The 13001-nt window shown below is 66.9% G+C and carries 10 protein-coding genes; 9 read left to right on the top strand and 1 reads right to left on the bottom strand.

Annotated features, from left to right (window positions below; genetic code table 11):
* Both dnaJ and KAQ61_RS02155 read left to right on the top strand, forming a co-directional pair.
* Nucleotides 1-1143, top strand: coding sequence for a molecular chaperone DnaJ (gene dnaJ / locus KAQ61_RS02160; protein WP_043379119.1), 1143 nt, complete (start codon nucleotides 1-3; stop codon nucleotides 1141-1143).
* A 380-nt stretch (nucleotides 1144-1523) separates the two neighbouring features.
* On the top strand, nucleotides 1524-3638 hold the full coding sequence (locus KAQ61_RS02155; protein WP_210930353.1) for a TonB-dependent receptor: 2115 nt from the start codon (nucleotides 1524-1526) through the stop codon (nucleotides 3636-3638).
* Here KAQ61_RS02155 and KAQ61_RS02150 read toward each other — a convergent pair.
* Nucleotides 3616-3888 (bottom strand): hypothetical protein, encoded by a 273-nt coding sequence (locus tag KAQ61_RS02150; RefSeq protein WP_210930352.1) that lies wholly within the window; start codon nucleotides 3886-3888, stop codon nucleotides 3616-3618. The two genes, KAQ61_RS02155 and KAQ61_RS02150, sit on opposite strands and share 23 nt — an antisense overlap.
* Nucleotides 3889-3929: 41 nt before the next feature.
* Here KAQ61_RS02150 and KAQ61_RS02145 point away from each other — a divergent pair, with 41 nt between their 5' ends.
* The 7 genes from KAQ61_RS02145 (at nucleotide 3930) to KAQ61_RS02115 (ending at nucleotide 12954) form a co-directional block, all read left to right on the top strand.
* Entirely contained in the window at nucleotides 3930-4871 is a 942-nt protein-coding gene (locus KAQ61_RS02145; protein ID WP_154163759.1) for a LysR family transcriptional regulator, read from the top strand.
* A 42-nt stretch (nucleotides 4872-4913) separates the two neighbouring features.
* A complete protein-coding gene (leuC, locus tag KAQ61_RS02140) occupies nucleotides 4914-6335 on the top strand; it encodes a 3-isopropylmalate dehydratase large subunit (RefSeq protein ID WP_210930351.1) in 1422 nt (473 codons plus the stop codon).
* A 35-nt stretch (nucleotides 6336-6370) separates the two neighbouring features.
* Nucleotides 6371-6496 (top strand): entericidin A/B family lipoprotein, encoded by a 126-nt coding sequence (locus tag KAQ61_RS02135; RefSeq protein WP_042411248.1) that lies wholly within the window; start codon nucleotides 6371-6373, stop codon nucleotides 6494-6496.
* Between the two features lie 26 nt (nucleotides 6497-6522).
* Complete coding sequence (leuD, locus tag KAQ61_RS02130) at nucleotides 6523-7179, top strand: 3-isopropylmalate dehydratase small subunit (RefSeq protein ID WP_210930350.1); 657 nt, start codon at nucleotides 6523-6525, stop codon at nucleotides 7177-7179.
* A gap of 124 nt (nucleotides 7180-7303) precedes the next feature.
* A complete protein-coding gene (leuB, locus tag KAQ61_RS02125; RefSeq protein WP_043379091.1) occupies nucleotides 7304-8380 on the top strand; it encodes a 3-isopropylmalate dehydrogenase in 1077 nt (358 codons plus the stop codon).
* A 380-nt stretch (nucleotides 8381-8760) separates the two neighbouring features.
* A complete protein-coding gene (asd, locus tag KAQ61_RS02120) occupies nucleotides 8761-9873 on the top strand; it encodes an aspartate-semialdehyde dehydrogenase (RefSeq protein ID WP_043379089.1) in 1113 nt (370 codons plus the stop codon).
* Nucleotides 9874-10275: 402 nt separating this feature from the next.
* A complete protein-coding gene (locus KAQ61_RS02115) occupies nucleotides 10276-12954 on the top strand; it encodes a motility hub landmark protein FimV (RefSeq protein WP_210930349.1) in 2679 nt (892 codons plus the stop codon).
* The last annotated feature ends 47 nt before the right edge of the window (nucleotides 12955-13001 follow it).

Here is a 13001-nt window from a genome sequence, read left to right as displayed (position 1 = left end):
ATGTCCAAACGCGACTATTACGAAGTCCTCGGCGTCGCCAAGACGGCCTCGGACGATGAGATCAAAAAGGCCTACCGCAAGCTGGCCATGAAGTACCACCCGGACCGCAACCAGGGTGACAAGGCGAAGCAGGCCGAAGAGCAGTTCAAGGAGGTCAAGGAGGCCTACGAAATGCTCTCGGACAGCCAAAAGCGCGCGGCCTACGACCAGTACGGCCACGCCGGCGTCGATCCCAACCGGGGCATGGGCGGCGGCGAAGGCTTTGGCGGCGGCGGCTTTGCCGAAGCCTTTGGCGACATCTTTGGCGACATGTTCAGCCAGGGCCGGGGTGGCCGTGGCGCTGGCGGTGGCCGCCAGGTGTACCGTGGCAACGACCTGAGCTATTCCCTGGAAATTTCCCTGGAAGAAGCGGCCAAGGGCAAGGACGCCCAGATCCGCATCCCCAGCTGGGACAACTGCGACACCTGCCACGGCAGCGGCGCCAAGCCCGGCACCAGCCCCAAGACCTGCACCACCTGCGGTGGCAACGGCTCGGTGCAGATGCGCCAGGGTTTCTTCAGCGTGCAGCAGACCTGCCCGCACTGCCGCGGCACAGGCAAGATCATTCCCGAGCCCTGCACCACCTGCAGCGGCCAGGGCAAGATCAAGCGCCAGAAGACGCTGGAAGTGAAGATCCCCGCCGGCATCGACGACGGCATGCGCATCCGCTCCACTGGCAACGGCGAGCCCGGCATGAACGGCGGCCCTCCGGGTGACCTGTACATCGAGATCCGCATCCGCGAACACGACATCTTCGAACGCGATGGTGATGATCTGCACTGCCAGGTGCCGGTGAGCTTCATCACCGCCGCCCTGGGGGGCGAGATCGAAGTGCCCACGCTGCAAGGCAAGGCGGCGATCGACATCCCCGAAGGCACGCAAGCGGGCAAGCAGTTCCGCCTGCGCGGCAAGGGCATCAAGGGCGTGCGCTCCAGCTACCCCGGCGACCTGTACTGCCACATCGTGGTGGAAACGCCGGTCAAGCTGACCGAGTACCAGCGCAAGCTGCTGCGCGAGCTGGAAGAGTCGCTGAAAAAAGGCGGCGCCAAGCATTCACCCAGCGGCGAAGGCTGGACCGACAAGCTCAAGCGCTTCTTCAGCTGATCCAGCACACCCCATCCAGGCCCGCCGTCGCGGGCCTTTTTCATGCGGCGGTCGCTGCGGACCACCGCTCCTCCATCCATAGCTGCCTGCGCTGATGCTGCCTGGGCTGGATGCCTCCAGCGCGCTTCATGCTGAACACCCGCCTCCACACTGCGCGCCTGCGGGCTGCGGGCTGCACACCGATCACCGCACACCCGGGCGGATCCGCAACCCACCTACAGACAACGCCACACGACCCGGCGCATCCTCGCCAGCGGGGCCCCCAAAAGCTGCGGCGCAGATGGGGGTTCTTGGCGCCGATCCTGCCCACCAGTATGCCCGCCTTTAGCATTAGGAAAAGTTTATGTACTTTTTTGTCCATACGAATTTCTAATTTCCGCATGCCAGTCACCGCCACCTGCCGGCCGCCCGCCCTCGCCCTCCTGCTCACCGGCCTGGCCGCGTCGGCCCACGCCCAGACCGAGGCCCCCACGCTGGAGGCGGTTGAAGTGCGCTCCGCCCCCGGCACCCCCAGCCTGCAGGCCCTGCCCACCTCGGCCACGGTGCTGGATGGCGAGCAGTTGCGCGACCGCCAGCTGCAGGTCAACCTGTCCGAAGGCCTGACCGGCGTGCCCGGCCTGCAGATCAAAAACCGCCAGAACTACGCCCAGGACCTGCAACTGTCCGTGCGCGGCTACGGCGCCCGCTCCACCTTCGGCGTGCGCGGCGTGCGCCTGTATGTGGATGGCATTCCCGCCACCATGCCCGACGGCCAGGGCTCGCTGTCGCACATCGACATCGCCAGCCTGGAGCGCGTGGAAGTGCTGCGCGGCCCTTACTCGGCGCTGTACGGCAACTCGGCCGGTGGCGTGGTCAGCCTGTTCACCGAAACGCCCGAGGGCCGGCCCTTTGTCGAAGGTGGCGTCAGCTTTGGCAGCGACGGCCAGCAGCGCTTGTCGGCCAAGGCCGGCGGCCAGACCGCCCAGGGCCTGAGCTATGTCGTCAGTGCCAGCCGCTTCATGACCGACGGCTGGCGCGACCACAGCGCCGCCGACCGCAACGTGGCGAATGCCAAGCTGAGCACCGCGCTGGGCGACGATGCCCGGCTGACCCTGGTGGCCAACACCATGGCCTCTGACGCGCAGGACCCCCAGGGCCTGACCTGGGCGCAGTACCAGGCGACCCCGCGCCGCGCCTCCTACCGGGCCGACAACGGCGCGGCCGTGGCCGAAAGCTTCAACACCCGCAAATCGCTGCAGCAAACCCAGGTGGGCGCCACCTATGAACGCCGCCTGGACGGCGTGCACAGCGTGGCCCTGACGGCCTATGCCGGCCACCGCAGCATGGCGGCGCAGTACCAGTCGATTCCGGCTGCCACCCAGGCCGCTGCCGGCCATGCCGGGGGCGTGATCGACATGTCGCGCAACTACGCCGGCGTGGACGCCCGCTGGACCGGCAGGTTCAGCGACGCGCCAGTGCCCGTCACCGTGACGGCCGGCCTGGCCGTGGACCGGGTGGACGAAGACCGCCAGGGCTATGAGAACTTTGTCGGCAGCACCCTGGGGGTGCAGGGTGCACTGCGCCGCGACGAGAAAAACACCATCACCAACGTCGACCCCTACATCCAGGCCACCTGGCAGCTGGCCCCAGCCTGGAGCCTGGACACCGGCCTGCGCTACAGCCGCGTGAAGTTCGTGTCGGACGACCATTACCTGCGCCCCGGCAACCCCGACGATTCGGGCACGGTCACACACCACCAGGCCCTGCCCGTGGTGGCACTGTCCCACCAGGTCACCCCCGACGCCACGGTCTATGCCAGCGCCGGCCGCGGTTTTGAAACCCCCACCTTTGCCGAGCTGTCCCACCGCCCCGACGGCACCGGCGGCCTGAACCTGGCGCTGCAACCCAGCGTCAGCACCCAGTACGAACTGGGCTGGCGCCAGCGCCTGGCAGGCCACATCCAGGGCCTGTGGAGCGCGGCCGTATTCCACAGCCGGACCGACGACGAGATCGTCAGCGCCGGGGGCACGGGCGGGCGCACCACCTTCCGCAACGCCGGCACCACCCGCCGCTACGGCGCCGAGCTGCAGGCCGATGTGCGCCTGGCACGCCAGTGGGCGTTGCAGGCCGCCTATACCTACCTGGATGCCGAGTTCCGCGAGGGTGAGTTCGCGGGCCGCATGCTGCCCGGCCTGTCCAAGCAGCACCTGTTCGTGGGTCTCAATTACCGTCCCACCGCAGCTTGGCGCCTGGGCGTGTCGGCCCAGCACGCCGGCAAGGTGTACGTGAACGATGCCAACAGCGAAGCCGCGCCGGCCTTCACCATCGCCTCGGCCAGCGTGGGCTACACCCGCCAGCTGGGCGACTGGACGCTCAACGCCTTTGCGCGGGTGGACAACCTGTTCGACCGCCAGTACGTGGGCTCGGTCATCGTCAACGACGGCAACAGCCGCTATTACGAAAGCGCACCAGGCCGCAACTGGGCCACCGGGGTCAGCTTGCGCTACAACTTCTAAAGCACGCCCCGGCCATCGGGGCACCCAACTGCGGCACCCGCTTCTGAATCAGGAGCTGGTGCCGCTGTGTTTTCGGGCATCTCCATGCCCAATCCACTGTAAAAGCCGTGAAATCGCGCGCCAGCAGCTCCTGATTCTGGGTTCCGGCACGCAAACCATCGCGAAACACGATGGCTTGATTGGCACAACAATAGCCAAAGTCTTCGCATTGCGCGATGCCAAAGCGCTGAACATGGTGAGAAAATCGCATCAACTTCTCAAAATGAGAAGACTTGATAAGTGTGCCCCGCCATGAAGAATTCCGAGCGCAGTTTTGCCCGCCGTATCGACCTGACCTCGTTGCAGCTGTTTGTGGCTGTGTGCGAGCTTGGCAGCATTGGTCGTGCCGCCGAACGTGAATACATCGCCGCGTCTGCCGTCAGCAAGCGCCTGTCCGACCTGGAGGCCGCCGTCGACACCGCGCTGCTGTACCGCCACAGCCGCGGCGTAACGCTGACGCCCGCCGGCGAAAGCCTGCTGCACCATGCCCGCAACGTGCTGTACGGGCTGGAGCGCATGCAGGGCGAGCTGTCCGAATACGCCGACGGCGTGCGCGGCCATGTGCGCGTGCACGCCACCATCTCGGCCATCGTGCAGTTCCTGCCCGAGGACCTGGGCGCCTTCAGCAAGGAGCACCCGCAGATCAAGATCGACCTGCAGGAACACCTGTCGGCCGACGTGCTGCAGGCGGTGCACGAAGGCACGGCCGACCTCGGCATCTGCAACATGGGCCAGGCCAACACCAACGGCCTGCAGACCCGCCCCTACCGCACCGACCGCCTGGTGGTGGTCATGCCCGAGGCCCACGCCCTGGCCCAGCGCGAAGCCATCAGCTTCGAGGAAGTGCTGGAATGGGACATCGTCGGCCTGCAGGGCGGCAGCTCCATCAGCCTGGCCATGCGCGGCGCGGCCGCGCGCTCCGGCCACCCCCTGCACCAGCGCATCCAGGTCACGAGCCTGGACGCCATGTGCCGCATGATCGACAACGGCCTGGGCATCGGCCTGATCCCCGACCGGGCGTTCGAGCTCATGCACGGCGTCGGCCACCTGAAAAGCGTGACCCTGACCGACGCCTGGGCACAGCGCACCCTGAGCCTGGTGGCCCGCGACTTCGAGGCCCTGCCGGTGACATCGCGGTTGCTGGTGGAACACCTCGGCAAAGGCTGGGAGCCTGCCCCCAAACCCGCGGCCTAAAATTTCGAGAGACAACCTCCCTACCCACGAGAAGAGAACACCATGGGACGCACCCTTTACGACAAGATTTTTGACGAGCACGTCATCCACACCGAGGAAGACGGCACCTCCATCCTCTACATCGACCGCCACCTGGTGCACGAAGTCACCAGCCCGCAGGCCTTCGAAGGCCTGCGCCTGGCCGGTCGCAAGCTGTGGCGCATCAACTCCGTGGTCGCCACGGCCGACCACAACACCCCCACCACCGGCTGGGAGCGCGGCTACGACGGCATCGAAGACCCGATCAGCAAGGAACAGATCACCACGCTGAACACCAACATCGCCGAATTCGGCGCAGCCGCCTTCTTCCCCTTCATGGACAAGGGCCAGGGCATCGTCCACGTGATGGGCCCCGAGCAGGGCGCCACCCTGCCCGGCATGACCGTGGTCTGCGGCGACAGCCACACCTCCACCCACGGCGCCTTCGGCGCGCTGGCCCACGGCATCGGCACCTCCGAGGTCGAGCACGTCATGGCGACCCAGACCCTGCTGGCCAAGAAGGCCAAGAACATGCTGGTGCAGGTCAACGGCAAGGTCGCGCCCGGCGTGACCGCCAAGGACATCGTGCTGGCCATCATCGGCAAGATCGGCACCGCCGGCGGCACGGGCTACACCATCGAGTTTGCCGGCCAGGCCATCCGCGACCTGTCCATGGAAGGCCGCATGACCGTGTGCAACATGGCCATCGAGGGCGGCGCCCGCGCCGGCCTGGTGGCCGTGGACGAAAAGACCATCCAGTACGTCAAGGGCCGCCCCCTGGCGCCCACCGGTGCCGAATGGGAGGCCGCCGTCGCCTACTGGAAGACGCTGCACTCCGACGCCGATGCCCAGTTCGACCACGTGGTCGAGCTGAACGCCGCCGACATCGTGCCCCAGGTCACCTGGGGCACCAGCCCCGAGATGGTGCTGGGCGTGGACGCCACCGTGCCCGATCCCGACAAGGAAAAGGACCCCAACAAGCGCGGTGCCATAGAGCGCGCGCTGACCTACATGGCGCTGGAGCCCGGCAAGCCGCTGAACGACATCTTCGTCGACAAGGTGTTCATCGGCTCGTGCACCAACAGCCGCATCGAGGACATGCGCGAAGCCGCCGCTGTGGTCAAGAAGCTGGGCCAGAAGGTGGCCAAGAACATCAAGCTGGCCATGGTCGTGCCCGGCTCCGGCCTGGTCAAGGAACAGGCCGAGCGCGAAGGCCTGGACGTGATCTTCAAGGCCGCCGGCTTTGAATGGCGCGAACCCGGTTGCTCCATGTGCCTGGCCATGAACGCCGACCGCCTGGAACCCGGCGAGCGCTGCGCCTCCACCTCGAACCGCAACTTCGAAGGCCGCCAGGGCGCGGGGGGGCGCACCCACCTGGTCAGCCCGGCCATGGCCGCGGCCGCAGCCATCCACGGCCACTTCGTGGACATCCGCAAGTTCGCCTGAGTCCGCCCCAGATCCCACGAGACACGGAGACCCTCATGAAGCCTTCCTTCACGATTCTTTTGCTCGGCCTGGCCTTCACGCTGGCAGCCTGCAACACCGTCCAGGGCATTGGCCAGGACGTGCAAAAAGCCGGCAACGCCATTGAGCGCGCCGCCCGCTGATCTGCCACCCCACCGATTCGAACGCCATGCAAAAATTCACCATCCACCAGGGCCTGGTGGCCCCCATGGACCGCGAGAACGTCGACACCGACGCCATCATCCCCAAGCAGTTCCTGAAGTCGATCAAGAAGACCGGCTTTGGCGCCAACGCCTTTGACGAATGGCGCTACCTGGACCAGCCCGGCCAGCCCGGCGTGCCCGAAGCGCAGCGCAAGCCCAACCCCGACTTCGTGCTCAACCAGCCGCGCTACAAGGGCGCCAGCATCCTGCTGACGCGCAAGAACTTCGGCTGCGGCTCCAGCCGCGAGCACGCGCCCTGGGCGCTGGACCAGTACGGCTTCCGCGCCATCCTGGCGCCCAGCTTTGCCGACATCTTCTTCAACAACAGCTTCAAGAACGGCCTGCTGCCCATCGTGCTGCCCGAGGCCACGATCGACCTGCTGTTCCACGAAGTGCAGGCCTTCCCCGGCTACGAGCTGACCATCGACCTGGAGCGCCAGGTCATCGTGCGCCCCCAGGGCGAGGAAATCCCGTTCGACGTGATTCCCTTCCGCAAGTACTGCCTGCTCAACGGCTTTGACGACATCGGCCTGACCATGCGCCACGCCGACAAGATCAAGGCCTTCGAAGCCGAACGTCTGGCGCAAAAGCCCTGGCTGTCGCGCAGCCTGGTCCAGGGCTGACCCGCTTTCCATAACTATGAATCCATGAGCTGACAGCGCGCATCACACAAGGGTTTCAGAGTCTTTTCCACTTGAAACCCTTGCAATACGTGCGCAAGCAGCTCTCAAAACTTCGAGGAACACCATGAAAATTGCAGTCTTGCCCGGCGATGGCATCGGCCCCGAAATCGTTGCCGAAGCCGTGAAGGTGCTCAACGCCCTGGACCTGGACATCGAGATGGAATCCGCCCCCGTGGGCGGCGCCGCCTACGAAGCCGCCGGCCACCCCCTGCCCCCGGCCACACTGAAGCTGGCCCAGGAAGCCGACGCCATCCTGTTCGGCGCCGTGGGCGACTGGAAGTACGACACGCTGGACCGCCCCCTGCGCCCCGAGCAGGCCATCCTCGGCCTGCGCAAGGCCCTGGGCCTGTTCGCCAACTTCCGCCCCGCCATCTGCTACAAGGAACTGACCCACGCCTCCAGCCTCAAGCCCGAGCTGGTGGCCGGCCTGGACATCCTCATCATCCGTGAGCTGACCGGCGACATCTACTTCGGCCAGCCGCGCGGGCGCCGCGTGGCCACCGACGGCCACTTCCCCGGCACCGAGGAAGCCTTCGACACCATGCGCTACTCGCGCCCCGAGATCGAGCGCATTGCCCACGTCGCCTTCCAGGCCGCGCAAAAGCGCGGCAAGAAGGTCACCAGCGTGGACAAGGCGAATGTGCTGGAAACCTTCCAGCTGTGGAAGGACGTGGTCACCGAAGTCGGCCAGCAGTACCCCGACGTGGCCCTGGACCACATGTACGTGGACAACGCCGCCATGCAGCTGGTCAAGGAACCCAAGCGCTTTGACGTGGTGGTCACCGGCAACATGTTCGGCGACATCCTGTCCGACGAAGCCTCCATGCTGACCGGCTCCATCGGCATGCTGCCCAGCGCCAGCCTGAACGACAAGAAGCAAGGCCTGTACGAGCCCAGCCACGGCTCGGCCCCCGACATCGCCGGCAAGGGCATCGCCAACCCCCTGGCCACCATCCTGTCGGCCGCCATGATGCTGCGCTTCAGCCTGGGTCAGGAAGCCGCCGCGCAGAAGATCGAGGCCGCCGTGCAAAAGGTGCTGGCCGATGGCCTGCGCACCGCCGACATCTACAGCGAAGGCACCACCCGCGTCTCCACCCGCGAAATGGGCGATGCCGTGGTCGCCGCCCTGGCCGCGGTCTGAGTCCGCGCCCTGAACCACCGCGCCCGGGGTGCGGCGGTTCAGGCAAACTCATGCACCTGCAGAAAATTTCATGGCCGGTGCACCGGGTTTCCGCGCCACAATGCGGAACCCAAAACCCTGCGGAGGGCAGAGATTAGTTTCTCTAAACCTGCATTAGTTCAGCTACAATCCACATCTTATGTTTGCCGCCCACTCCCCCACTGCCTCTCACAACGCTGCCTTGCTGGCAGGTGTGGCCGTGCGCGCGACAACCATTACGACGATCAAAGGCTGACCCAGCCCGGTTCGTCGCGCGCCCTCCCCCGGCCAGACGAGCCGGGCCCGGAAAGCAGGATTGAGCACATTCACATCTGTTTTCGCAACTCGGAAGGGCGTTTCAAATGAGCAAGCAATTGGTAGGTTTGGTGGGCTGGCGCGGCATGGTCGGCTCGGTGCTGATGGACCGCATGCAGGCCGAAGGTGACTTCGATCTGATCGATCCCGTGTTTTTCTCCACCTCCAACGCCGGCGGCAAGGCCCCGGCCATGGCCACGGTGCACACCCAGCTCAAGGATGCCAACGACATCGCCGAGCTGGCCAAGTGCGACATCATCATCACCTGCCAAGGCGGTGACTACACCAAGGAAGTCTTCCCCAAGATCCGCGCGGCCGGCTGGAACGGCCACTGGATCGACGCAGCCTCCTCGCTGCGCATGGAAGACGACGCCGTCATCGTGCTGGACCCCGTCAACGACGACCTGATCCAGGCCAAGCTGGCCGCCGGTGGCAAGAATTGGATCGGCGGCAACTGCACCAACTCCATCCTACTGATGGGCCTGGGCGGTCTGTTCAAGGCCGGTCTGGTGGAGTGGGTCTCCTCCATGACCTACCAGGCGGCTTCGGGCGGCGGCGCCAACCACATGCGCGAGCTGCTCAAGGGCATGGGCGTGGTGCACGCGGCCGTGGCCGACGAGCTGGCCACGCCAGCATCCGCCATCCTGGACATCGACCGCAAGGTGGCCACCACCATCCGTGAAGACGTGCCCACCGAGTTCTTCGGTGCGCCCCTGGCAGGTGGCCTGATCCCCTGGATCGACGTGCAACTGCCCAATGGCCAGTCCAAGGAAGAATGGAAGGGCCAGGCCGAGGTCAACAAGATCCTGGGCACTGCCGCCACCATCCCCGTCGACGGTCTGTGCGTGCGCATCGGCGCGATGCGCTGCCACTCGCTGGCTTTGACCCTGAAGCTGAAGAAGGACCTGCCCCTGGCAGAGATCGAAGCGCTGATCAAGGGCGGCAACCCCTGGGTCAAGTTCGTGGCCAACGACCGCGCCGAGACCGTGCAGCAGTTGACCCCCGCCGCCACCACCGGCGGCCTGGAAGTGGCCGTGGGCCGCGTGCGCAAGCTGAACATGGGCCCCGAGTACGTGTCGGCCTTCGTGATCGGTGACCAGCTGCTGTGGGGCGCGGCCGAACCGCTGCGCCGCATGCTGCGCATCCTGCTGGCACGTTAAGCACGGCGCCGGCCCAGCCCACAGGGAAGCCACATGGCTTCCCTTTTTTTGTGGCTGCAGCGCCTGCGCCGACCCCGGCAGACCCGGGTGTGGCTGTGTCGCAGCGACAACATTGCTTAACAATTCACTGCGCCAATCCACGGGCGCGCGGGCTGCCCGCCGAAAATCCCAGGCAGCCGGACAATCGCGCGCGGGGGCCGGCCATCCGGGGCAAGGGCTTGCCATAATGGCGTCCCGCCCCAGCGAAGCCTGGAAAAGGCTTGGATTCCCGTGCTTTGTGCGCGCTTGTCTGCCCCTGGTAATGCTGCTAAGGTCGTTCGCAAGTGCCTACGCCCGGGCGCGCCCCTCCCCATACTTGCTGCCACCGCAGCGGCACAACACCTTTTGAACGTGACTGCAAACATGCATCGTTGGAAACTTTCAGCCCTGGCCGCCGCGGCCTTTGTTTCTGTGGCCCTTGCCCCCACCGATGCCGCAGCCCTGGCCCTGGGTCCCATCCGCATCCAGTCGGCGTTGGGTGAAAACCTGCGCGCGGAGATCGCGATCCCGCAGATCACCGCAGCGGAAATGAACAGCCTGAGCGTGCAGATCGCCGCCCCCGAGGTCTTCCGTGCCCAGGGCATGGACTACAGCAGCGCCGCCCGCAGTGTGCAGGTCAGCCTGCAGCGCAACCCCGACGGCACGGCCAGCCTGCGCCTGAGCAGCAACACCCCGATCAATGAGCCGTTTGTCGACCTGGTGATCGACTCGCAGTGGAGCACTGGCAATCTGGTGCGCACCTATACCCTGCTGCTGGACCCCCCAGCCAGCCAGCGCCGCGCGGCCCCTGCGCCCACGCCTGCCCAGGTGACGCCCCCCGTGGCCGCTGCGCCGGCCGCAACGCCCAGCCCCGCCCCACGCCCACGCGCCACCGCACCCACCCCGGCCGCCGCGGCGCCTGCGGCAACAGAGCCCCGCAACGACAGCCTGCGGGTGCAGGCCGGCGACACAGCCGGGCGCCTGGCGAACGCCAACCGCCCCAACGGCGTGTCGCTGGACCAGATGCTGGTGGCCATGCTGCGCAGCAATCCCAAGGCGTTCATCAACGGCAACGTCAACCGCATCCGCGCCGGTGCCGTGGTGCAGATGCCCAGCCGCGAACAGGCGCTGGAGACCTCCGCCAGCGAGGCACGCCAGATCGTCGCCGCGCAAAGCCGTGACTTCAACACCTACCGCCGCAGCCTGGCCTCCAAGGCCCCGCAAGCGACCGTGCAGGCAGCCGACCGCAGCTCCGGTGGCCAGGTCCAGGCCCACGTCGAGGATGCCAGCGCCGCCGCGGCCACGCCGGACAAGCTGACCCTGTCCAAGGGCGCCGTCCAAAGCGCGGCCGCCGAAGAAAAGATGGCCATCCAGAAGCAGGCCGAAGACCAGAGCAACCGCCTCAATGAGCTGCAGCGCAATCTGGCCGAGCTCAACGAACTGGCCCAGAACAACGCCGCGGCCAAACCCGCCGTCCCTGCCACCGCGCCAGCACCCGCTGCGGGCGAGCAGCCCGCCAGCACAACCGCCACCCCGGGTGTGGAGGTCGCTGCCAACACCCCCGCGATCACGGCCGCCGCCCCCGAGGCGCCCCCCGCCAGTGGCGACAAGGCCCCCGAAGCCACACCACCTGCGGCCAGCGACGCACCGCCCCCCCAGGCAGCGGCCCAGCCGGCCCCCAAGCCAGCGGTCGCGCCGGCAGCGCCCTTGGCCGAAGCCTCCCTCACCGACGAGCTGCTGGACAATCCGCTGGTCCCCGCCGGGGGCGCCGCCGTGGCACTGCTGCTGGGCCTGCTGGGCTATACCGCCTGGAAACGCCGCCGTGCCCAGTCCAAATCCGAGGACCCCGCGCTGGGCGACAGCCAGTTGCAGCCCGATTCGTTCTTCGGCGGCAGCGGCGGCCAGCAGGTCGACACCAGCAATGCCGAAGGCAGCGCCACCACCATGGCCTACTCGCCCAGCCAGCTCGATGGCGGCGGCGATGTCGACCCCGTGGCCGAGGCCGATGTCTACCTGGCCTATGGCCGCGACGTACAGGCCGAGGAAATCCTCAAGGAAGCGCTGCGCAACCAGCCCGAGCGCCTGTCCATCCACCTGAAGCTGGCGGAAATCTACGTCAAGCGCCATGACATCAAGGCCCTGGAGAACACGGCCCGGGGCATGCAGCCCGTCAGCCAGCCCCAGGACCCCGAATGGCAGCGCGTGGTGGAAATGGGCCGCAGCCTGGACCCCACCAACACCTTCTTTGCCGGCGCCGACACTGGTGCCTCGGCCACTGGCAGCAAGCCCGCCTCCTCGTTTGCCGCAGCCTTGAATGCGGCCAAGCCCGAGCTTGCGACACCCGTGGCTGCGGCGGCGGGCGCGGTGGCGGCCGCCGCCGCAGCTAACACGCCCGATCTCCCGGATCTGGACCTCAACCTGGACCTGCCCGAGGGCTTGATCACCGCCAATACCCCTGCTGTGGCGGATGTCCCGGCGGCGCAGCCACCGTCGGACGACGACTTTGCGGCGCTGGAGCTGCCCTCGACCCTGGACAGCCAGCTCGACGTAACGGCCCCTCCGGCTGTCGAGGACCCACCCACCCTGGTGCAGGACACCGTCATCGGCGAAGAAAGCCGCCAGGGCCTGGAAGGGCTGGATCTGGACCTGTCCGGCTTTGACGTGCCTGCGCCTGTGGCGGACACCCCACCACCCGCCGCCCAGGGCGCCGAAACGGATCTGGGTGCTGGACTGGACTTTGACCTGGACAGCCCATCCCCCGACACCGCTGCACCTGTCGGCACGGCCGCCGAGCCCGCCCCCGCACCGGCGGTGCCGCAGGACCTGGAATTCGACCTGGGTTCCCTGGATCTGGATTTGGGCACCGACGCCGCGCCTGCAGCCGAACCCCAAGCCGTGCACAATGCCGCGGACGACCCCCTGTCGACCAAGCTGGACTTGGCCCAGGAATTCAACTCCATCGGCGACAGCGAAGGCGCCCGGGCCTTGATCGAGGAAGTGCTGGCCGAGGCCAGCGGCCCGCTCAAGGACCGTGCCCAGAAGATGCTGTCCGAACTTGATTGATGCACCGTATTTTTTCTGAAGCGGCCCGGCCGCTGGCCTGGGAGCCA

It is taken from the genome of Comamonas aquatica, assembly GCF_018064205.1.
Taxonomy (GTDB): domain Bacteria; phylum Pseudomonadota; class Gammaproteobacteria; order Burkholderiales; family Burkholderiaceae_C; genus Comamonas; species Comamonas aquatica.
The sequence above is the reverse complement of the archived record's forward strand: the minus strand, read 5'-3'. Positions and strand labels throughout refer to the sequence as shown.